This window comes from Pseudooceanicola sp. HF7 (assembly GCF_011806405.1).
Classification (GTDB): domain Bacteria; phylum Pseudomonadota; class Alphaproteobacteria; order Rhodobacterales; family Rhodobacteraceae; genus Pseudooceanicola.
The window spans coordinates 40535-62717 of the sequence record NZ_JAATOW010000021.1 but is presented as its reverse complement, the minus strand read 5'-3'; the positions used below and the strand labels follow the sequence as shown (position 1 = coordinate 62717).

Genomic DNA, 22183 nt, shown 5'->3' with positions numbered 1-22183 from the left:
CTTTCAACCGGTGGCGACGCGCACCGCCCCACCGCCAGAACCCTTCGATTGCCGCCCTTGCCTGGCGCAGCCCCCTGCCCGGATCGGAAGAAAAGACCATGACCACGCCCCTACGTATCGATATCGTCTCCGACGTGATGTGCCCCTGGTGCCTCATCGGCTACCGCCAGCTGTCCCAGGCCCTTGAGGCCACCGGGACCGAGCATGAAATCCACTGGCATCCCTTCGAGCTGAACCCCGAAATGCCCCCCGAAGGGCAGAACACGCGCGAGCACCTGGCAGAGAAATACGGCAGCACGCCGGAGCAATCCGAACAGGCGCGCCAGCATATCTCTGCCCTGGGCAATGAGCTGGGCTTCGCGTTCCGCTGGAGCGACTCGTCGCACATGCACAACACCTTCAACGCCCATCAGCTGCTGCACTGGGCCGACCAGCAGGGGCGCAAGCATGACCTGAAACAGGCGCTCTTTGCCGCCCATTTCACGGACCAACGCAACCTCTCCGACGATGCCGTCCTGGCTGATATCGCGGCCGAGGTCGGCCTGGACCGCGATGAAGCCCTTGCCGTGCTCAAGGACCAGCGCTTTGCCAATGAGGTCCGAAGCGAGGAACACTTCTGGCAACAACAGGGTATTTCCGGCGTGCCCGCGATTGTCTTTGATCGCAAGCACCTGGTGACCGGCGCGCAGGGCGTTGAGAATTACACCAGCATCCTGTCCCAGCTGGCCGCCCAGGCCAGCTGAACCGACACCGATATCAATGGAAAAGAGGGCGCGACGGGGCAAGCGAAAGCCGCCCGTCGCGCCCTTTTCGTTTCGCCACCCGCTCAAGAGGGATACCTGTGTGATCCTCAGATCACCGGCTCCTTCGCCAGACCGACGCCCAGGATCGGCCCCGTGGGCAGGTTCGTGGGCGACCCACCTGCCGGTTCCGCCGTAATCTCGTACAGCTGGCGGCTGTTCGGTGCCGGCAGGCCTTCTATCGTCAGCGTCCGCGACCTGCCCCCGGTCAGCAGACCCAGCGACACCGGCGGCCCATCCTCATCCGGCTTGGTCCAGACCTGCATGACCTGGTCCGCAGGCACATCGGGGCGCTCCAGCAGGGTCACGCGGGTTGTATTGTCGACCCCGCTTTCGATCAGCGCCACGGGCTCTCCGCCCGCATCCAGCAGGACCGCCACGACCAGCGGATCGCGTTCGGACATCAGCGTGGTGCCAAGAACGACCGCCATCAGCAGCGTGGCCGCGATCGCCCCCAGGGCGGTGGAGCGCCAGGGGATGCGTCGCGCGCGCGCTTCAGCAAGCGGGATCACGGTCCCCCCTGCCTCACTTGCCTCAAGCCGCGCATCGATACGCTCCCAGAACCCCTCCGGCAGGGGCAGAACCTCTGCGGTATCATCAAGCGGCGCAAAGGTCTGGCGCGCCTGCTCCAGGCGCTTGGCGACCTCGGGATCGCTGTCCGCCAGGGCCTCCACACGCGCGATATCCGCGTCAGAGGCGAGGCCCAGCACGACTTCGTCGATCAGCGTATCAAGCGAACGGTCCGTCAAGACAGACACTCCCTGAGCTTGAGAAGCCCGCGCCGCACGCGCGCCTTGATCGTGCCCAGCGGCGCATCGAGCCGCCCGGCAATCTCGCCATGGCTATGGCCCAACACGTAAGAGGACAGGATCGCCTGCCGCGTAGCCCCGTCAAGCCGTTCAAGGCATTGGCGCAAACCGGTCGTGGTTTCCAACCCGTCGAAGGCAGCTGTCAGCACGGCCTCCTGCGATGTCGCCTCAATCTGGTCGGCCTCGGTTGCGACTTCCCGGTCTTCCTGGCGCAGCATGGTCAGGCATCGGTTGCGCAGGATCGTGTAAAGCCAGCCCTTCGCACTGCCCCGGGACGCGTCGAACTGATGCGCGCGCCGCCAGACAAGGACAAGCGCATCCTGCACCGCATCCTCGGCCAGGTCGCTTCTGCGCAGCATCCGCCGGGCAACCCCCAGCATCCGCCCGCCTTCTGCCTTCATCAGGGTCTTCAGGGCCTGTTTCTCGCCTGCGGCGCAGGCGCTGATCAGGGCGGCATGGTCCGTCACGATCGTGGATACTCCCCCAGTACTGGCCCCGGTAAAATCAGCCATTTCGGAATGGCTAATCTGCGCCGCTGCAACTGTCAAACGACCACAAGCCGGGGCCGACCGACGCGGGGAACACCCCGCGTCAGCCGATGTCAGGTTCAGGTTCACATGCCTGCGGTCATGAAGGTGATGTCGCGCATCACGGCGTCACCGCCGTCCTGGATATCCCAGCTTTCAGTGACCTCGCCCGTCTCCAGCGACACATTGTGCAGCTGGCCTTCGGCAACCAGCCAGGCGGTGTTGGTGCCCTCTGCATCCGTGGAAATGTCGAAGGCATAGGTGTCCGCCCCCTCGATGCCCAGCTTGCCGATGGCCGCCAGCGTCCCGTCATTGGGAGAGGTCTGCTGGATCAGCGCCACGATAGTGCTGTCGATGTCGAACATCGCGGTGCTCTCGGGCTTGCCGTAGCTGTTGATATAGGCGGCAGCGGCAACGGCGGGGGCCTCGCCGGCGTGCATGTCCTGCTCTTCGAAGGCCAGCGACCCGTCAACCGTCACGGCACCGCTTTCGATATCCACGCGGTGATTGGTCGTGCCGGACATGAAGCGCAGCTTGTCCGCCATCGGGTTGAAATCAACGATCACCGGCGTGCCCTCCGAGATCGGCAGCTCCTTGTCCATGGTAGAGATCACCGTGGCCGCGCCGGTCTTGGGGTCGATCTCCACGATCTCGAAGGCCTCCGTCACGCCAATCAGCTGCCCGTTGGAGGGGCGCAGGTCGATGCCCAGCAGACGGTTGACGCCGGTGACCTCCATGGACTCCCCGACCGTCGCGGTGCCGGCATCGATCATGTGCAACATCTTGTCGCCACTCAGGCCGATGGCCTTGAGCGCGCCGTGGTGATCGGCCTGTGCGCCGGTTGCGCTGAGGGCCAGCAGGGCGAGGGTCGCGGTGGCAGTCATCTTCAGCATGGTCGTTCTCCAGTTTGGTGGCGGGCTGCGGGGTGTCCGCAGCCTCGATACCTCCCTGACTCGCGGGGGCGCGGCTTTGGATGCAGGAGACCGAAAAAAATTAAGGGCCGGGATCTGGCCCCCGGATCAGGGGCTGCAAAGAAAAAGGGGCACCTGCGGTAACCGCAAGTGCCCCCCCTTCCAAGATCCGGAATCAGGCGCTCAGTTCGGCCTGCACCAGGTTGACCCAGTAGGCCACGCCGATCGGCGTCAGCGCGTCGTTGAAATCGTACTTCGGCGTATGCACGAAGGCGGCCTCCGGCCCGTCGCCATTGCCGATCATCACGTAGGCGCCCGGCACCTTTTCCAGCATGAAGGAGAAATCCTCGGACCCGCCGGCCAGCGGGGCCTCGGGGTTCACATCCCCCGCGCCCACGGTAGCAGAGGCCGCCGCAACAGCCCGCTGCACTTCCTCGGCCGTGTTGATCAGCGGCGGGTAGCGCCGGGTATAGATCAACCGGGCGGTGACATCCTGCGGGGCGGCACAGCTCTCGGCGAATGTGCCGATGGCCGTTTCCAGCAGGTCGCGGATCTCTGGCCGGTAGGAGCGCGCCGTGCCGCGCACCACCACGCGCGACGGGATGATGTTGGGGCTGTTGTAATCACCCGCATCGATATGCCCCACGGAAATCACCGCGGAATCCGTCGACGGCACCTTTCGAGAGATGATCTGCGACAGGCTGGCGATGAACTGACCGGCGGCAACGGTGGGATCCGTGGCGGTATGCGGCATGGCGCCGTGACCGCCCGTCCCCTCGAAGATCACTTCCCAGGTGTCGCCCGCGGACATAAAGGCGCCGGCGCGCGTCTTGACGCTGCCAAGCGGCTCTTTCGGGCCGTTGTGCACCCCGTAGACCGCGTCACATGGGAACATGTCGAACAGACCGTCCTCTATCATCACGCGAGCGCCACCCAGGCCCTCTTCTGCCGGCTGGAAGATGAAGTGGACGGTGCCGGCGAAATCGGGATCGGCGGCAAGCTTCTCTGCCGCGCCCAGAAGCATGGTGGTGTGGCCGTCATGGCCGCAGGCATGCATCTTGCCCGGCACTTCAGAAGCATAGGGCAGCCCGGTCTGCTCCTCGATGAACAAAGCATCCATATCGGCGCGCAGCGCGATGACCCGCTGGCCCGGGCGCTTGCCCTTCAGGGTGCCGACAACGCCGGTGCCGCCCAGCCCGCGATGGATCTCGATCCCCAGCTCGGTCAGCCGGCTGGCCACGATGTCAGAGGTCCGGTGTTCCTCAAAGGCGGTTTCGGGATGGCGGTGGATGTCCTGGCGTAGCTCCGTCAGGCGGGCGATGAAATCGGTATCGGCGCGCAGCGTTTCAGGCGTGATCGGGGGCATGGGAATTGCTTTCGGTAGTCTTTGCCACTGGCCCTGCCAGCCCGCGCGCGCAGTGCGCCAGGCCGTGCAGGAAGATGGCGATGATGAAGATCGGCACGGTCACGGCGACGAAGATCGTCGGCATGTCGAAGGTCTCGGCCGTGGTGTAGAGGTTGCGTGCCAGGAAGGATCGGGCCGGGTTCAGGCCGGGCCCGTAGAAGCAGTAGAACAGGATCGGCCCCAGGAAGGCGACCACCGCCGCGCCGCGCAGCAGCGCGCCCACGGCCAGGACCGGGCGCGGCAGCGTCGCGGGCAGCCGGACCAGGCGCGGATCGAACCCGGCCCGGAAAGAGATCGACGCGCCCAGCAGGCCGACCCAGACCATCGCGTAGCGCGCGGCCTCTTCCGTCCAGGCGGGCGGCGCGGCAAAGCCGTAGCGCGCGACAACCTGCAACGCGATGAACGCGACCATCAGCACCAGGCCGACAAGGGCGATCAGACGCAGCACGCGATCGACACCGGCGCTGAGCCGGTCGAGGAAGGTTGCAATGAAAGTCATGTCAGGCTCCGCGGGAAAGATGGGAAACGGGGGCAGGACCAGCCCCTGCCCCCGCGATGGCGCGGGATCAGTCGATGAATTGGGAGATGTAATCGACGTCTTCCTGCGGCACGATCTGGTTCCAGACCGAGCGCGAGGCATCGACGAACTTGTCGCGCTCGCCTTCTTCCAGCGGCGTGATCTCGATGCCGCCGTCCTGGATGACCTGCTCGAAGTAGGGCTCCTGTTCCAACGCCCATTCGCGGTTCACGGCGATGCCCTCGGCAATCGCCTCATCGACCCAAGCCTGCTCTTCCTCGGTCAGGAAGCTGTACCAGTCGTCAGACAGCATGATCACCTTGGGCACCGGGCCCGCCTTCAGCGGCGTGAAGTAGTCCAGCAGCTCGACCTGGCCGGCGGCCACGACGGTCGAAGGCGGATTGAAGTGCCCCACCGCAACGCCGGTCTGCAGCGCGTTCGGGGTCTCGGCCCAGCTGACGACCGTGGGCTTGGCGCCCCATGCGGACATGTAGGTCACCTGGTCGCCATTCTGGGCGCGCAGACGCATGTCGTCCAGATCCGCCATCTTCGTTACCGGCTTTTCGGTGTTGAACAGGCCAAGGGAGCCGCCGCGCATGGCGAAACCGGCCACCTTGATCCCGAGGCGGGAGGCCTCTTCGTTGATCCGGTCCAGCGCATCGCTCTCTTCGACCATGACGTCAAAGGAGGCCTCATCCGAGGTCAGGAACGGCAGGAACAGCGTGGAGGCCCACTTGGAGGCCTTCATCAGCGAACCGCCGTTGCCGATGTTGACCGCGATCAGGCCCTGGCTGGTCTGGTCGAAGCGGTCGCTTTCCTTGCCCATTGTGTTGGACGGATGGACAGTGACGCCGACACCATGCTCGGCCATGCTTTCGGCGAAGGCATTGATGAAGACATATTCCGCGTCGTTCTGCAGATCCTCGGTCCCGGCGAAGGCGATGACCACGTCATCCATGGCCATGGCGGCGGTGCCGGTCAGCGCAGCAAGGCTGACGGAGGCGGCAAGAAGGGTCTTTTTCATTGGTTTTCTCCTGTTGGTAGGTCAGTTCATGAGGCCGAGGTACCTCGGCAAGGTCAGGGAGATCGCGGGGACGTAGATCAGCACGCCCAGCAGGATCAGCTCGACAATCAGGAAGGGCAGCGTCGCGCGCACCAGGCGCCAGTAGCCAATGTCGACCACGGTCGACAGGATCAGCAGCACGCCCCCAAGCGGCGGGGTCAGCAGGCCGACGGTCAGGTTGAAGCCGACCAGGATGCCCATGTGTACCGGGTCGACACCCAGGGCGATCGCGGGCGGGATCAGCAGCGGGCCCAGCAGGGCCACGGCGGCCTTCACGTCCATGATCATGCCGGCGACCAGGAAGATGATGTTCAGCACGATCATGTAGCCGGTGGCGCTCAGCCCGATGTCTCCGATCAGCTCGGCCAGCTTGCGCGGCAGCTGCTCGACCGATGTGAGGTAGCCGAAGGTCGCGACAGCCACGAGGATGATGAAGACGGCGCCAGACAGCAGCACGGTGCGGTTCAGCGCCTCGCAGACGTCGCGCCGGGTCAGCTTGCCATAGAACATCCCCACGGCCAGCGCCGCGATGGAGGCCACGCCCGCCGCTTCCGCCGGGGTCATGAAGCCGAAAAGGATGCCCGAGAGGATGATCACCGGCAGCGACAGCGCCGGCAGCGCCTGAAAGAGAGAGGGCCAGAAGGCCGGAATCTCGGATCCCTTGCCACCGGGATGGCCGTGGCGATGCGCCATGATCGCGTTGACCACCATCAGCACGGCGGCCAGCATCAGCCCCGGCACCACGCCGGCGGCGAACAGCGCCACGACGGAGGTGTTCAGCAGCGCCCCGTAGAAGATCAGGATGATCGAGGGCGGGATGATCGGCCCGATGATCGACGAGGCTGCGGTGATCGCCGTCGCGTAATCGCGCGAATAGCCCTGCCGCTCCATCTCAGGGACCAGCGTGTTGCCAAGCGCGGCGGCATCGGCGGTGGCCGATCCGGAGATACCGGCGAAGAAGACAGAGGTCAGGATGTTCACATGCGCCATGCCGCCCTTGAAGCGGCCCAGCATGGACAGCGAAAAGCGGATCAGCGCCTGGGTCACACCGCCCCGGTTCATCAGCTCGCCGGTCAGGATGAACAGCGGCATGGCCAGGAAGGCAAAGACATCCAGCTGGCTCATGGCGCGCTGCGGCAGGGCCGCAAGGAAGCGCGCCTGGTCCTGGGTGAAGAACCCGACGATGGTGGCACCGCCGACGAAATAGGCGATAGCCGAGCCCGAAAGCAGCGTCGCGAAGAGGAAGAGGAACGGTAAGATCGGCATCAATATCTCCTTTCAGCGGAGACAACTGAACCCGAACCTCATAGGCAACACGATAAATATTGTCCAACCCATACATTCCACGTATAGGTTGCGCTGGTTTGTAACGTGAAATTGCCGTTGCGACAGCCTGTGCAAGCGCGGCCCGGCGCGATCCGCTGACCGGGCGGCCGCGGCGCCTGCGACGGCATGATGAAAAAATGAGCGCTGAAAAGCCTTGGGGATGGACAGATGAACGGCATCAACCTGCACCGGCTCCAGGTTTTCCGGACGGTTTTCGAAAACGACAGCGTCAGTGCCGCAGCCCGCGCCATGCGCCTGTCCCAGCCCACCATCAGCCGCCACCTGCAGATCTTCGAGGATGAGCTGGGCCTGACCCTGTTCCGCAACATCTCCGGTCGGCTCGAACCCACCTGGGAGGCACAGCGCCTTTACGCGGAAAGCGGCGGGCTGTTCGAGCGGCTGGGACAGGTCGAACGCTCGGTGGACTCGATCCGGCGCGGCAAGCAGGAGGCGCTGCGCATCATGGCCACGGCGGCGCTGGCCAATTCCGTGCTGCCCGACGCCATCGGCAGGCTGCACGGCCAGTTCCCCGACCTTGAGGTCGTGCTGGATGGCGGGCGGCAGGGCAACCAGCTGCCGGCCCTGCAGGAAGGATCCGTAGATCTGGGCGTCGGTGGCGCCTGGGGCAACAGGCCGGAGCTGCGGCAATGGATCATCGGGATGATGCCGCTGGTGGCCGTGGTGCCACCCGATCACCCCCGCGCGGAGGAAGAGGTCTTTGACCTCGCCTGGTTGCAGGGCTGCGACTACGTCAACCACAACATCCACGCACCGCTTGGCGCGCTGGTGGAAGCCGCGCTGACCCGGCGCGGGATCGAACCCCGCCGCCGCCTGACCGCGCTCAGTATTCCCTTCGCGGTGGGCCTGGCCCGGGGCGCGGGCCTGTGCACCGTGGTCGATCAGCTTTCGGTCAGCGCGCTGCGGGGCTCCGGCATGCGGATGCTGCCCCTGGCCGATCCGCTTGAGCTTGAGCTGGCGGTGGTCCAGCTGGCCAACCGGCCAGAGCGCAGTCCGGTCACCGCCTTCGTCTCTGCCATGCGCAGCGCCTATAGCCGCGTCCTGGCAGAGCCCCTTAACTGAAGCGGCCGCCCACGCACACAGAAAAAGGCCCGGCCCCTCAACGGGGACCGGGCCTTCTTTCCCGTCACATCAGGCCGGGTGTCAGCCTGCGCGGGCCGCCGCGCGGGCCTCTTCCCGGACCTTACGGGATCCGAACAGCCGCATGACCCCGACGAAGAACAGCGGCACGAAGAGCACGCCCAGCACCGTGGCAGAGATCGTGCCGGCCAGCACCCCTGCCCCGATGGCATTGCGCCCGCCTGCCCCCGCGCCGGTCGACAGGACCAGCGGCAGCACGCCAAGCGAAAACGCCATGGAGGTCATGATGATCGGCCGGAACCGCAGGCGCGCGGCCTCGATCGTGGCAGTCAGAAGGTCTTCGCCATCCTGAAGCCGCTCGCGGGCGAATTCCACGATCAGGATCGCGTTCTTGCCCGTCAGACCGATGACCGTCAGCAGGCCCACCTGGAAGAAGACGCCGTTTTCATAGCCGCCCATCCAGGCCCCGATCAGCGCGCCAAGCACACCGATCGGCATGGCCAGCATCACCGCGAAGGGGATCGTCCAGCTTTCGTACAGCGCTGCCAGCGACAGGAAGATCGCCGCCAGGGACAGCCCGTAAAGCAGGCCGGCTGCATTGCCGGACTCGCGCTCTTCCAGCGACAGACCGGTCCACTCCAGCGCGAAGCCGGGCGGAAGCTGGTCGACCAGGCGCTCCATTTCGGCCATCGCCTCGCCCGAACTGACGCCCGGCGCCGGAGAGCCCTGGATCTGCATCGCGGGCACACCGTTGTAGCGGTAGATCCCCTGCGCGCCCATTTCCCAATTGCCCGTCGCAAAGTTGGACAGCGGCACCAGCCCGCCGGAGGCATTGCGCACCCGCCAAAGCTCGGTATCCGTCGGGGTGGCACGGGAATCCCGGTTGCCCTGCACGTAGACGCGCTTGATCCGGCCGCCATCGATGAAATCGTTGACGTAGGTCCCGGCCCAGGCCGTCGACAGCAGGCTGCTGACATCGGTCGCGGTGACCCCCATCGCCCCGGCCTTGCGCCAGTCGATGTCCAGGTTGTACTGCGCCGCATCCTCAAGCCCGTTGGGCCGGGCAGAGCCGATCAGCGGGCTTTGCGCCGCCATGCCCAGCAGCTGGTTGCGGGCCTGCATCAGCTCTTCATGGGTCTGGCTGCCCCGCGCGGTCAGGTAGCTGTCAAAGCCGGAGACGTTGCCCAGCTCCGTCACCGCAGGCGGCACCACGGGGAAGACCATGGCATCGCGGATCTGCATCATCGCGCCAAAGGCCCGCCCGTTGATCGCCTGCACGCTTTGCGAGGGATCGGTCCGCTCGGACCAGTCCTTGAGCCGCACGAAGGCCAGCGCCATGTTCTGCCCCTGCCCGGCAAAGCCGAAACCGACGACGCCAAAGATGGCATCCACGTTCTCGGCTTCCGCGTTCAGGAAGTAATCCTCGACCTGGCTCAGAACGGCCTCTGTCCGCTCCATGGTGGCACCCGTGGGGGTCTGGATCATCACGAACATGATGCCCTGATCCTCTTCCGGCAGGAAGCCGGTGGGCGTGCGCATGAAGAGAGAGACCATGGCCGCGACCAGCATCAGGTAGATGACGCCAAGGCGGACGGGACGCCGCACGATGAAGCGCACCGCCCCGGCATAGCGCCCGGTCAGACCGTCGAAGCCACGGTTGAACAGGCCGAAGGGCCCGCGCTTGGTCCCGTGGCCGGTGTTCTTCAGCATCGTGGCGCAAAGCGCCGGCGTCAGGGTCAGCGCGACCACCACGGACAGCGCCATGGCCGACACGATGGTGACGGAGAACTGCTGGTAGATTACCCCTGTGGAGCCACCGAAGAAGGCCATCGGCACGAAGACCGCCGAGAGCACCATGGCGATGCCGATCAACGCGCCGGTGATCTGGCCCATGGACTTGCGCGTGGCCTCGACAGGCGACAGGCCCTCTTCCTCCATCACGCGTTCGACGTTCTCGACCACCACGATGGCGTCATCCACCAGCAGGCCGATGGCCAGCACCATGGCCAGCATGGTCAGCGTGTTGATGGTGAACCCAAGCGCTGCCATGATCCCGAAGGTGCCCAGCAGCACCACCGGCACGGCCAGGGTCGGGATCAGCGTGGCGCGGAAGTTCTGCAGGAACAGGAACATCACCAGGAAGACCAGCCCGATAGCCTCGATCAGCGTGTGCATCACGGATTCGATGGAGATTTCCACGAAGGGCGTGGTGTCATAGGGCACCACGTATTCGACGCCTTCCGGGAAGAAGGCCGCGAATTCCTCCATCCGGTGGCGCACCGCCTCGGAGGTCGACAGCGCGTTGGCGCCCGGCGACAGGCTGATCGCCATACCGGTTGCCGGCTGGCCGTTGTAGCGCGAGGTGAATTCGTAGCTTTGCGCCCCGATCTCCACGTCCGCCACGTCGTCCAGCAGCACGAGGCCGCCGTTGGTATTGGCCCGCAGCACGATCTGACGGAAGTCCTCGGGCGTCTGCAGCAGCGATTGCGCGGTGATCGTGGCGTTCAGCATCTGCCGTTCCGCCGTGGGACGGCTGCCGAAGGCCCCGGCAGAGATCTGGGCGTTTTGCGCCCGCACCGCGGCCACGACATCCGCCGGCGTGATTTCATAGGAGGACAGCCGCGACGGATCCAGCCAGATGCGCATCGCGTAGGGCGACCCGAAGACCTGGACAGAGCCGACACCGGTCACCCGGCTCATCTCGTCCACGATATTTGTCTGCAAGTAGTCGCTCAGGTCGGTCTCGTTCATGCTCCCGTCAGAGGAGATGAGCGAGATCACCATCAGGAACCCGGCCGAGGATTTCTGCACCTGGATCCCCTGCCTCTGCACGCTTTCGGGCAGCAGCGGGGTGGCCTGGCTCAGCTTGTTCTGCACCTGCACCTGGGCGATGTCGGGATCTGTCCCGGTCTCGAAGGTCAGCGTGATGGAGGCCGCGCCGGCAGCAGAGGAGTTGGACGACATGTAGCGCAACCCGTCCAGCCCGGTCATCTGCTGTTCGATGACCTGGGTGACGGTATTGGCCACGGTCTGGGCCGAGGCGCCGGGATAGACCGCACGCACGGCGATGGTTGGCGGCGCGATCTGGGGATACTGCGCCACCGGCAGGGTGAGGATGGATAGAAGTCCCACACCCATGATGAGGATGGAGATCACCCAGGCGAAGATCGGGCGATCAATGAAGAAACGGGCCATGTCTGCGAAGGCTCCTTGGGTCAGTCCTGCGCCGCGGCCGGGGCCGCAGAGGGATCGGTCTGGGTTTCGGCAGGCGCCGCGCGCTCTTCAGCGTTCACGGTCGCGCCGGGCGCAACCTTCTGCAGCCCTTCGACGATGATGCGGTCCCCGGGCGCCAGCCCGTCAGAGACGACCCACATGTTGCCCTTGTCCTGAAGCACGGTCAGCGCGCGGGGTTCCACCACGCCTTCGGCATTCACGATCATTGCCGTGGGGTTGCCGTCGCGGTCCCGCGACACGCCTTCCTGGGGCGCAAGGTAGACACCCTCTACCGTGTTGGTCGGCATCTCCACCTGGACATACATGCCGGGCAGCAGGAATTCGTCCGGGTTGGCGAATTCCATCCGCAGCTGGATCACCCCGGTCTGTTCATCGACATGGGGTTCGGCCGCGGTCAGCTGACCGGTGTGCTCATAGGTGCTGCCATCGGCCAAGGTCAGTTCGACCTCGGCACTGTCGGCCCGCGGCTCGGTGGCACCCGATCCGCGACGCCAGGCCAGCAGGTCCGCCGCCGATTGCGTCACATCCACGTGGACCGGGTCCAACAGACGGATGGTGGCCAGCGGCGTGGTCTGGCTGGCGGTGACCAGGGCACCCTGGCTGACCTCGGACAGGCCGATCTGGCCGGAAAGCTCGGCGCGGATCTCGGTCCGTTCCAGCTGGATCTGGGCAGAGCGCAGCTGCGCATCCGCCACTTCCACGGCGGCCTGGGCCACGTCGCGCGACGACAGCGCATCATCCAGCGCCTGCTCACTTGAAACGCCGCGTTCGCTCAGCTTCTGCATCCGCGTATATTCGCGCTGCGCCGCGCCCAGCTGCGCCTTGGCCTGGGACAGGCTGGCGCTGGCCTGTGCCACGCTGGCCTCGTAGGTCATCGGGTCGATCTGGTACAGCAAGTCCCCCGCCTCGACCGCGGTCCCTTCGCTGAACAGGCGCTTGGTGATGACACCATTGACCTGCGGACGCACCTCACTCTGGGCAGAGGCCCGGACCCGGCCCGGCAGGGTCGAGGTCAGCGTCAGGGTTTGCGGCTGCATGGTCACCACCGTCACCGTGGGCGGCGGCATCCCTTCCTGCGCGCGCGCCGGCGTGGAAAACGCCGCCAGGGCGATCAACAGGCTCGTGGCGGACACGATCAGGGAGCTGACACCATGCCCTTTGTATGTCTGGGCCATTTTCGGCTCCTTGCTATGCGACGGGGACAATCGGCTTGCAGCCAGGCCCCAACTGAAAATATGAAGACTGCGCAGTCTCATAATTTGAGGCGCAGAGGATGTGCAAGCCCATACTGCGGCGCGGCGTAAATGTGTGGTGACTCAGTGACCGAAAATCAGCGAAGCGATCAAGACGGGGGCGAACCGCGCTCCGGCTGCTGCGAAGGCCGTGGCAAGCCGGGCCGCCCAGTGGTCTATTCGGCCGATGAACGGCGCCGGATCATCCTGGACGTGCTGGACAAGCGTTTCGGATCGGGCGGCGTGCAGATGCTGACCATCAGCGCCATTGCCCGGGAATCCGGCATGTCACGCCGCACCCTGTATGAGCTGTTCGAGGACCGCGACGGCCTTCTGATGGCCTATATGGAGCGGCTGGTAGACCAGTGCCTGCAACCGCTCGCACCCGAGCAACACGCCCTGCCCCTTGAGGACCGTCTCAGGCTTCTGCTGGCCCGCCGCCGCAAGCCGAACTGGGACATGCCGCTTGCGATCCTGCGCCATGCGGTGGTGTCCGGCCCCGACTCCCCAGAATTCGGGCGCCGCTGTCTTGAGATCGGTCCGCGTCGCTGGGAATCCCTGATCTGCATGGAGCTTGACCGCTCTGTCAGCCGCGAAGAGCTGCCAGCCGATTTCGACAGCCGTGCAGCAGCGGAACTGCTGCGCGACATGATCCAGATCCCCGTGCTGGACCCGATGCTGGATGACACCTTCCGCCCCGATGAGGCGACGATCAACGCGCGGATGAACCTGGGGTTGAAGGTCTTCCTGTCCGGGATCGGTCTGCAACCCGGCAAGAACGCCCCGGAAAGCTGATCTGCAAGGGGCGCGCGGCCCGCGAAACGGGAACGCCCGCGCGACCCCGCCCTTATCGTTTCAGAAGTGGCGCGATCTGCTCTGCGATCCGGGCCGATCCCTTCGGCGACGGATGAGTCTTGTCAGAGGCGAAAAGCGTCAGGTCGTCAGGCCGGAAGCGTTCGTCCATGTCCACCAGCGTCACGCCCGCATCCGCTGCCGCCATCCGGCCCAACCGGGTTTCCAGCACCTGGTAGGGCGCTTCGCAGCTGGTGCCCGCATAGGCCGGCGCGGTGTAGTAATCCGCCCAGATCACCTGTGCCCCGCGTTGCCGCAAATCGCCCACAAGCGCCGGGATCGCGCCGCCGGTCCCGTCTTCGGTGATCAGCTGGTCCAGCACATCGCCGCAATCGGAACACTCGCAGCGCCCGGCAAGGTCATTGGCGCCCCCGTTCAGTACGATCCAGGGCGCCGTGACCCCGCTCAGCTGGCTGGGGATGTTCAGCGGGCCCGCCCCGCTCATGACCCGCGCCAGGGGCAGCGACACATCCCCGACCGGCTCGCGCAGCTCGGCCTCAAGCCGGTCCGCGACGGACCCACCGGCAGAGCGGTTCCAGGCCATGACGGAATCACCCGCCACCACGATACGGGCATCTTCGGGCACGCCGCGACCGCAGGCGGCCAGTAACAGGAGAGGGAACAGGATCAGGCGTTTCATGGCGGGAAAGATGGTCCTCGCCGTGACGCCGGCAAGGCACGCGCGCTGCCAATCGCGTGAGCTGCGCCCCTGGCCGGGCGCGCTTGGCTGCCGCCGAAATGCCCGCGTCCCGAGGGGATATCGACACAGCTTCGCGGCCCAAGACCCCCATTCCGGCCGAACCGGCCCTGATTTCGCCCGTCAACGCGCTATCTGCCCAAAGGCAGCATTCGGCTGCCCCCAACAACAGCCCCGGCCCTGCGCCTAAACCCGGACGGACCTGAACAGACTATGACCTCGGACGCATTCTTCGGCCTCAACCCCTACCATATCGCCCTGGCCGTGATCGGCGTGATCGTCATATCGGCGCGCTGGCTGCCCCGCCTCGTGTCGCGGGATGAACCGGCCTCAGCCCCGCTGATGATCATCTTCGGTGCCGCCGCCGCGCTGCTCGTGCCCGGAATGCCGGCGATCCCGGACCCGCGCACCGCAACCGGCGCATGGGAGGTCGTCAGCGAACTGGCCGTGATCGTGGCGCTTTTCGGCACCGGCATGCGCATCGACAGCCTGCGGCCCTGGCGCAAATGGGGCCCGACGGCGCGCCTGCTGGCGGTGGCCATGCCGCTGACCATCGCCTCGGTCGCCCTGCTGGGCTTCCACCTGGGCGGGCTGACCGCCGCCGGGGCGATCCTGCTGGGCGCGGTCGTGGCGCCGACCGACCCGGTGCTGGCCGCCGATGTCCAGGTCGGCCCCCCGCAGGAGGGGCAGGAACACCCTGTCCGCTTCACCCTGACGACAGAGGCCGGGCTGAACGACGGGCTGGCCTTTCCCTTTGTCTACATGGGTCTGATCGTGGCGGCAGAGGGGCTGAACCCCGGCGCCTGGGCGCTGGAGTGGCTGGCCCTTGACGTGGTTTACCGCATTGCCGTGGGCGCCCTTGCCGGCTGGGCCGGTGGCCGCGCGCTGGCGCTGGTGCTTTTCGCGGTCCCCAAGGGCGCGCCGCTTGCCAACACCGGATCCGGCGTGGTGGCCCTGGCCGGTGTCCTGCTTTGCTACGGTTCGACCGAGCTTATCGAAGGCTACGGCTTCATCGCCGTCGCCGTCATGGGCATGACCCTGCGCCGGATGGAGGAAGACCACCAGTTCCACCGCCAATTGCATGATTTCACCGAATCCATCGAACATGCGCTGACGGCCGTTCTGCTGATCGGCCTTGGCGCCATCCTGCCGCTGGTCTTTGCCCAGCTGACCTGGACCCATGTCGCGATCGCGCTGGTGCTGATCCTGGTCATCCGGCCCCTGTCGGGCTGGATCAGCCTGATCGGCACCCGGATGCCGCACCGCGACCGCGCCGTCATTTCCGTCTACGGCGTACGCGGCATCGGCTCGATCTACTACCTCTGCTACGCGATGACCCACATGCAGTTCGTGGACGAAGCCCAGCTCTGGGCGCTTGTCGGGCTCATCATCCTGCTCTCCACCATCCTGCACGGCTTCAGCGTCAGCTGGGCGATGCGGCGGATCGAGGACCAGGCGCCCGCCCCTTCAGACTGAAAAACCGTGACAGCGCTCAGCTGCCACGGTTTCCGGGCTCAGGGCCCTTGTTCGTCGTCCTGCGCAACGGCAGGCGATGACCGCGTGTCGCCTTACTGCAGTTCCACCGTGACCTGCTTGATCCTACCGGTGAAGGCAAAGGGCGCCTCTTCGCGGTAGGCCGGCGTCACTGTCGAGCCCAGGTCCATGCCGATGTCCAGCGTCTCTGTTGCCGAGTAGCGCGAGGGCACGACCTTCTCGATATCGCCGCTGGCGACCTCGGTCCCATCAACAAGCAGCTTGGCCGTGCCGCCCGTGACCTCTTTCCCGGCCTCGAAGGGAAGCTGCTCATAGATCATCGTCACGCTATGCGCGCCCGGCTCCAGCGGGGTTTCACCGGCAACCCGGTACACCTCCTTGGCGAAGAAGTTGAACTCATAGACCGGCACGCCGTCCTCAAGATACAGCGTGTAGCCGGCCGATGAGCCGCCGTTGGCGATCATCACGCCGCTTGCGCCCTCTTCCGGCACCTCGATTTCTGCCGTGATGGTGTGAGAGCGCTGGTAGGCCGGCGCGGCACTGCCTTCGGGAACCCGGGTCGTGCCCGGCGCATAGTTGAACACGTCCCGCCCACGGGTGACCGAGGGGCGCTCCGGGTTCAGGGCCCGATCAGAGAAGCGATCGTCCAGCGGGTAGACCTGGAACTTCTCGGCCTCTTCATCGAACATCGCCTGCAGCTCTGCCAGCTTCTCGGGGTTCTCGGCTGCAAGGTCATGGGCCTGCGCGAAGTCCTCCTCGATGTTGTAGAGCTCCCAGGTGTTATTGTCGAAACCGACCGAGCCGGTCAGCTCCCAGGGGGCGCCGTGGAAGGACGCGGCGACCCAGCCGTCATGGTAAAGCGCGCGGTGCCCGCCGGTCTCGAAGTACTGGGTGTCCCGCGTTCCGGGCGCTTCGGCATCGTCAAAGCTGTATTCCATGCTGACGCCCGCCATCGGGATCTGCTCGGCCCCATTCACCACCTCCGGTTCCGGAATGCCGGCGGCCTCCAGGATGGTCGGGGCGATATCCACGGCATGGTGGAACTGTGTCCGGATGCCGCCGGTATCGCTGATCTGTGCCGGCCAGCTGATGACCATGCCGTTCCGGGTGCCCCCGAAATGCGACGGCACGCGCTTCATCCACTGGAACGGAGAGGACCCCGCCCAGGCCCAGCCGACAGGATAATGGTTCTCATGCAGCGGGCCGCCGATCTCGTCCATCACGGGCAGCTGGTCTTCGACCGTGTCGGGCACGCCGTTCTGGGTCATCATGTTGTTCAGCGTGCCGGTGATGCTGCCCTCCGCGCTGGGTCCGTTGTCGCCCGCGATCAGGATGACCAGCGTGTTTTCGGCGCCGGGCATGCTGCGCACCTTCTCGATCAGGCGGCCGATTTCATGATCGGTCTGCGCCAGGAAGCCGGCAAAAACCTCCTGGTGCTTGCTGAAGAGCTTTTGCGCATCCGCATCCAGCGAATCCCAGGCCCGGATCTCTTCCGGTCGCGGCGTCAGGTCAGTCTCCTCAGGCACAACGCCGATATCCTTCTGCCGGGCCAGGGTCTGTTCGCGGACCGCGTCCCAGCCCTGGTCGAACTCTCCGGCGAACTTGTCGATCCATTCCTGGCTGACATGCAGCGGCGCATGGACCGCGCCCGGCGCAAAATACATGAAATAGGGCTTTTCCGGCGCAATGGACTGCTGCAGGTTCAGCCATTCGATCGCATCGTCCACCAGGTCGACGTTCAGGTTGTACCCCTCTTCCGGGGTCAGCTCCGGCTCGACCGGGATCGTGTTGCGGAACAGCTGCGGATCCCATTGGCTGGTCTCACCGCCCTGGAAGCCGTACCAGTACTCAAAGCCCAGCCCGGTCGGCCAGTGATCGAATGGCCCCATGGGAGAGGTCTCCCAATCCGGCGTGTTGTGCCACTTGCCGAAAGCCGAGGTCGAATAGCCGTGATCCTTCAGGATCTCCGCGATGGTCGCGGTGGAGCGCGGCCAGATGCTGTCATAGCCCGGATAGCCAGTGGAGAGTTCGGTGATCGTGCCAAAGCCGCTCTGGTGGTGGTTGCGCCCGGTGAGCAGGGCCGCGCGGGTCGGCGAACAGATGGCGGTGGTGTGGAACCGGGTGAAGCGCAGCCCCTCTTCGGCAAGGGCATCCATGGCCGGGGTCGGAACCGGCCCGCCAAAGGTGCCGGGCTGGCCGAACCCAAGGTCGTCGATCAGCACGACCAGGACGTTGGGCGCCCCTTCGGGCGGTGTCACCGGCTGCGGGTAATCCTGGGTCGATCCCTCGAATGTTTCGGTGATGACCCCTTCGAAAGGTGCAGGCGGCAGCGGCAGGACGGATCCGTCGCGCGGCGCATCCTGTGCGCTTGCCGAGGCCGCCGCCGTGATCAGAAGAAGGAGGCTACCTCCTTGAATTGCATGCCTGAATTGGAATGGATGGGCCATGGGCGTACCTCTGCAATCACTGAATCGGGTGGTGAAAAAAGGTTAACACACAATTAGGACTTGTATAGGTGAGTCCTTTTTCAAGCACCACCTGCAAACATGCGAACATGTTCGGCTCCCGCGAATGCAAACCCGCGCCCGTCCGACCAAGCCTGGGCCAATCGGGGCGCGCCGCGGCGGCAGCGCAGATTCGGAGACCGCGGGAAAACGCGTGAAGGGCCCGCCCTGACGGCGTGCGATCATTCGGAAAAAAACTGAAGATGAAGATGGTACCCAAGGTCGGACTCGAACCGACAAGACCGTTAAGTCGGGGGATTTTGAATCCCCTGCGTCTACCATTCCGCCACTTGGGCCCGGCGCAGCGCGCTGTGCCGCTCCGATTTAACGAGGCCGCGCGCGAAGGTCCAGAGGAATGCGTGCGCGAAATGCCGCTCCGAAGGGCGATAATCGCGGATATGCGCCCTGCCCCGTCCTGCTCGCGCCCGAGCGCCCGTGAAACCGCCGCCTCGGCGGCAAACGCCCCTCGTGCTGCAAGGACCCGGCCCAATCGCTTGACCGCTGCACCGCCGCATGATTTCTGAGGTCCATTGCCAAGGCCCCCCGCGCGGGGCGCAACAGGACCCAAAGATTTTGCTCAAAAACCTTTACCACAAGACCGTTCGCATGGCCGACAGCCCCTATGCGCTCTGGGCCCTTGCTGTCGTCGCCTTCATCGAAAGCTCCTTCTTCCCGATCCCGCCGGATCTGCTGATGATCCCCATGATCATCGCCGCGCCCAGCCGCGCCTTCCTGATCGCGCTGGTCGCCATGGTCGCCTCCGTGCTGGGCGGGCTCTTCGGCTACGGCATCGGCATGTTCGCCTTCGAAGGCATCGGCCGCCCCATCCTGGAACATCTCGGCAAGGCCGACGGCATCGACGCCTTCAACCAGCGCTTCAACGATGCCGGTTTCTGGGCGGTGCTGATCGCGGGCATGACGCCCTTCCCCTACAAGGTTATCACCATCATGTCGGGCTGGACGGCGATGCCGCTGGGCACCTTCATCGTGACCTCCATCGTCGCGCGCGGCCTGCGGTTCTTCATCATCGCCGGTCTGCTGTGGAAGTTCGGCTCACCCATTCGTGACTTCATCGAGAAGCGGCTCGGGCTTGTCCTGACCCTCTTCTGCGTGGTTCTGATCGGAGGATTTTTCCTGGTGAAGTACCTCTGACATGAATTTCCGACCCTCTGTCCTGATAGCCTCCGGCGGGTCCGCCGCGCTTCTGCTGGGGGCGCTCGGCTTCCAGTTCATCGGCGGGCTGCACCCCTGCCACCTGTGCATCCTGCAACGCTGGCCGCACCTGGCCGCCGTGCTGATCGGGGTCGCGGCCCTGGCCACCGGTAAGCGGGTGCTGGCATTGCCGGGCGCACTGGCAGCGGCGATCACGGCCGGGATCGGGATCTATCACACGGGGGTGGAGCGCGGGATCTTCGAAGGCCCCACCACCTGCACCAGCTCCGATCCGGGCAGCATCTCCACCGGCGAACTTTTCGATCAGATCATGACCGCGCCCCTCATCCGCTGTGATGAGGTCGCCTGGTCCCTCGGCGGACTTTCCATGGCAAGCTGGAACGCCATCGCCTCGCTCGTGCTGGTCGGGGTCTGGCTTTACGCCTACACCCGCCGCGCCTGAGAGGCGCCGCCGCCCTCAGGCGGCCGCGTCGTGCTGGGGCAGCGGCAGACCGTTCATCAGGGACCGTGTCATCTCCAGCAGCCTCTCGCGCACCTCGGCATGGTCCTCGGGCTTCCAGCGCGCCACGAAATCCTCAAGCCGGTCCAGGTAGGCCTCTGTCATGACGGTGGTGGCCTCCTGCCCGGCGGCGGTCAGGCGCAACTGGCCGCCCTCCTGCACCGCGTAGCCACGGTTCACAAGCCAGGCCACCCCCGGTCCCATGCGGCCCGGCGTTGCCTGGAACTGCACCTCCAGCGCGGCGGGGTACAGCGTGCCGCCCTGCTGGTCCAGATGCGCCATCAGCCACAAGCCGTCCGGCGGCATGTCCATGTTCAGCCCCGCGGCAATGCGCGTCAGCGCTTCCCAGCGGTTCTCATCCCGGGTGATCCGGTCCAGGATCATGGTCAGCTCTTCCAGGTTGGAGGCATCGCGCGGGCTCATCCAGCCCGTATCCACCGCGCCGGCCCGCGTCTTCAGCGGCACCGCCTTCATCATCCAGCACAGCGCGAAGGCCAGCAGAGCGGCCAGCGCGGCGATGACGAAGACCGGCGACAGCGCAGCGGTGAAGGCCGCGAAATAGGCCTCTCTCACGGGCGGATCCAGCGCCGCCACGGCCTCTGCGCTGGTGGCCTGCACCACGTCCAGGTGATCGGGCAGCGTGACCTCAAGCCGCGCCAGCAGGCCAGAGGTGAAGATCGCGCCAAAGATCGCCACCCCCACCGAAGACCCGATGGAGCGGAACAGCGTCGCGCCCGATGTCGCCACGCCCAGAAGCTCGTAATCCACGGCGTTCTGCACCGCCAGGATCAGCACCTGCATGACCATGCCCAGCCCCAGGCCAAGCACCATCAGGTAGGCAGAGACGCGCACTCCCGCGGTCTCCGTCCCGATGGTGGACAGCAAGAGCAGGCCGAGGGCCATGATCGCCGTGCCCGCCACGGGAAAGAACTTGTACCGCCCGGTGGCGCTGATGATCTGACCGCTGACGATAGAGGTTAGCAACATGCCCCCCATCATCGGCGCCATGGCCAGGCCCGCGTCTGACGGGCTTTCGCCCCGGATCACCTGCAGATAGGTCGGCATGTAGGTGATCGCCCCGAACATGGCGATCCCGACGATGAAGCTGACCGCAGTGGACACGGCGAAATTGCGGTTCTTGAACAGGCTCAGCGGCAAAAGCGGCTCTGCCACGCGGGCCTCCGTCCACAGGAAACCCGCCGTGCAAAGCACCGCCGCCAGCATCATGGCGATGCCCAGCGGGCTGCCCCAGGGCACCTCGTGCCCGCCCAGGCTGGCCAGCAGCACGACAGAGGACAGCGCCACCGCCAGCAGCGCCGATCCGCGCCAGTCGATCCTTGCGCCGCCTGTTGCGGGGGGCGCCTTGAAGACCAGCCCGATCACCACGAAGGCCAGCAAACCCAGCGGAATGTTGACGTAGAAGATCCACCGCCAGGAGGCATGTTCCACGATGAAGCCGCCCAGTAGCGGCCCGATCAGGGTGGAGCCGCCGAAGACCGCGCCGAAGATCCCCTGGTACTTGCCCCGGTCGCGCGGGCTGACGATATCGCCGATGGCCGCCTGACTGACCACCATCAGCCCGCCCCCGCCCAGCCCCTGGATGGCGCGGAAGGCGATCAGCTCTCCCATGGTCTGGGCCATCCCGCAGAGCGCCGATCCCAGCAGGAACAGCCCGATGGCCGCCTGCATCACCAGCTTGCGCCCGTAAAGATCGCCCAGCTTGCCATAAAGCGGGGTCGAGATGGTCGTGGCCAGCATGTAGCCCGTGACGATCCAGCTCAGGTGGGTCATGCCGCCCAGCTCGCCCACGATGGTGGGCAGCGCCGTCGCCACGATGGTCTGATCAAGCGATGCCATGAGCATCACGAGCATCAGCGCGCCGAAAATGGTGAAGATCTCCGTCCGGGTCGGGATCGGTCTCGGGTCCGTCATACAGCGCGTCCTTCAGGCAGGAGATGACCTAAGGATAGCTGCATCCCGCGATGTTCAAAGGACTTTTTGCACGCAAACCACGCGGATGCGCGCCGCCGCCCATCGGCCCG

The 22183-nt window shown here is 65.7% G+C and carries 18 protein-coding genes and 1 tRNA gene; 6 read left to right on the top strand and 13 right to left on the bottom strand.

All coding sequences use genetic code 11. The features are described from left to right. The first annotated feature begins 98 nt into the window (after positions 1-98). Positions 99-743 (top strand): DsbA family protein, encoded by a 645-nt coding sequence (locus HCZ97_RS12995; RefSeq protein WP_167689141.1) that lies wholly within the window; start codon positions 99-101, stop codon positions 741-743. 107 nt (positions 744-850) lie between these two features. Here the strand turns inward: HCZ97_RS12995 and HCZ97_RS12990 are convergent, their stop codons facing one another. The 7 genes from HCZ97_RS12990 to HCZ97_RS12960 all read right to left on the bottom strand — a co-directional run bounded on the left by HCZ97_RS12990 (position 851) and on the right by HCZ97_RS12960 (position 7298). Next, positions 851-1558: an anti-sigma factor gene (locus HCZ97_RS12990; protein ID WP_368484372.1), complete on the bottom strand. Its 708-nt coding sequence runs from the start codon at positions 1556-1558 to the stop codon at positions 851-853. Beyond that, a complete protein-coding gene (locus HCZ97_RS12985) occupies positions 1546-2121 on the bottom strand; it encodes a sigma-70 family RNA polymerase sigma factor (RefSeq protein WP_254871510.1) in 576 nt (191 codons plus the stop codon). Before HCZ97_RS12985 ends, HCZ97_RS12990 begins: the two co-directional genes overlap by 13 nt. A 101-nt stretch (positions 2122-2222) precedes the next feature. Next, a complete protein-coding gene (locus HCZ97_RS12980) occupies positions 2223-3029 on the bottom strand; it encodes a DUF4394 domain-containing protein (RefSeq protein ID WP_167689139.1) in 807 nt (268 codons plus the stop codon). A 193-nt stretch (positions 3030-3222) separates the two neighbouring features. Further along, positions 3223-4413 carry a M20 aminoacylase family protein gene (locus HCZ97_RS12975; protein WP_167689138.1) on the bottom strand — a complete coding sequence of 397 codons (1191 nt, stop codon included), beginning with the start codon at positions 4411-4413 and terminating at the stop codon, positions 3223-3225. Then, on the bottom strand, positions 4394-4951 hold the full coding sequence (locus tag HCZ97_RS12970) for a TRAP transporter small permease (RefSeq protein WP_167689137.1): 558 nt from the start codon (positions 4949-4951) through the stop codon (positions 4394-4396). Before HCZ97_RS12970 ends, HCZ97_RS12975 begins: the two co-directional genes overlap by 20 nt. 67 nt (positions 4952-5018) lie before the next feature. Next, positions 5019-5993 carry a TRAP transporter substrate-binding protein gene (locus HCZ97_RS12965; protein WP_167689136.1) on the bottom strand — a complete coding sequence of 325 codons (975 nt, stop codon included), beginning with the start codon at positions 5991-5993 and terminating at the stop codon, positions 5019-5021. Between the two features lie 21 nt (positions 5994-6014). Then, entirely contained in the window at positions 6015-7298 is a 1284-nt protein-coding gene (locus HCZ97_RS12960) for a TRAP transporter large permease (protein ID WP_175581719.1), read from the bottom strand. Between the two features lie 228 nt (positions 7299-7526). Here HCZ97_RS12960 and HCZ97_RS12955 point away from each other — a divergent pair, with 228 nt between their 5' ends. Next, entirely contained in the window at positions 7527-8438 is a 912-nt protein-coding gene (locus HCZ97_RS12955; protein WP_167689134.1) for a LysR family transcriptional regulator, read from the top strand. A gap of 81 nt (positions 8439-8519) precedes the next feature. Here the strand turns inward: HCZ97_RS12955 and HCZ97_RS12950 are convergent, their stop codons facing one another. Both HCZ97_RS12950 and HCZ97_RS12945 read right to left on the bottom strand, forming a co-directional pair. Continuing rightward, the gene (locus HCZ97_RS12950) at positions 8520-11651 is read right to left on the bottom strand and encodes an efflux RND transporter permease subunit (RefSeq protein WP_167689133.1); all 3132 of its coding nucleotides are present in this window, start codon (positions 11649-11651) and stop codon (positions 8520-8522) included. A 20-nt stretch (positions 11652-11671) separates the two neighbouring features. Then, positions 11672-12865 (bottom strand): efflux RND transporter periplasmic adaptor subunit, encoded by a 1194-nt coding sequence (locus HCZ97_RS12945; protein WP_167689132.1) that lies wholly within the window; start codon positions 12863-12865, stop codon positions 11672-11674. Between the two features lie 144 nt (positions 12866-13009). Between HCZ97_RS12945 and HCZ97_RS12940 the strand changes: the two genes are divergently transcribed. Beyond that, positions 13010-13717 (top strand): TetR/AcrR family transcriptional regulator, encoded by a 708-nt coding sequence (locus tag HCZ97_RS12940; RefSeq protein WP_167689131.1) that lies wholly within the window; start codon positions 13010-13012, stop codon positions 13715-13717. 52 nt (positions 13718-13769) lie between these two features. Here the strand turns inward: HCZ97_RS12940 and HCZ97_RS12935 are convergent, their stop codons facing one another. Then, a complete protein-coding gene (locus HCZ97_RS12935; RefSeq protein WP_167689130.1) occupies positions 13770-14414 on the bottom strand; it encodes an SGNH/GDSL hydrolase family protein in 645 nt (214 codons plus the stop codon). 270 nt (positions 14415-14684) lie between these two features. Here HCZ97_RS12935 and HCZ97_RS12930 point away from each other — a divergent pair, with 270 nt between their 5' ends. Next, positions 14685-15947, top strand: coding sequence for a sodium:proton antiporter (locus HCZ97_RS12930; RefSeq protein WP_167689129.1), 1263 nt, complete (start codon positions 14685-14687; stop codon positions 15945-15947). A gap of 92 nt (positions 15948-16039) precedes the next feature. Here HCZ97_RS12930 and HCZ97_RS12925 read toward each other — a convergent pair whose 3' ends face one another. Beyond that, positions 16040-18412, bottom strand: coding sequence for an arylsulfatase (locus tag HCZ97_RS12925; RefSeq protein ID WP_167689128.1), 2373 nt, complete (start codon positions 18410-18412; stop codon positions 16040-16042). Positions 18413-18679: 267 nt separating this feature from the next. Then, positions 18680-18765, bottom strand: a tRNA-Leu gene (locus HCZ97_RS12920). Between the two features lie 277 nt (positions 18766-19042). Between HCZ97_RS12920 and HCZ97_RS12915 the strand changes: the two genes are divergently transcribed. Continuing rightward, positions 19043-19621 carry a YqaA family protein gene (locus tag HCZ97_RS12915; protein WP_167689127.1) on the top strand — a complete coding sequence of 193 codons (579 nt, stop codon included), beginning with the start codon at positions 19043-19045 and terminating at the stop codon, positions 19619-19621. A gap of 1 nt (position 19622) precedes the next feature. After that, positions 19623-20084 carry a disulfide bond formation protein B gene (locus HCZ97_RS12910; protein ID WP_167689126.1) on the top strand — a complete coding sequence of 154 codons (462 nt, stop codon included), beginning with the start codon at positions 19623-19625 and terminating at the stop codon, positions 20082-20084. Between the two features lie 15 nt (positions 20085-20099). Here the strand turns inward: HCZ97_RS12910 and HCZ97_RS12905 are convergent, their stop codons facing one another. Next, positions 20100-22073 (bottom strand): MDR family MFS transporter, encoded by a 1974-nt coding sequence (locus HCZ97_RS12905; RefSeq protein ID WP_167689125.1) that lies wholly within the window; start codon positions 22071-22073, stop codon positions 20100-20102. Positions 22074-22183 lie beyond the last annotated feature (110 nt).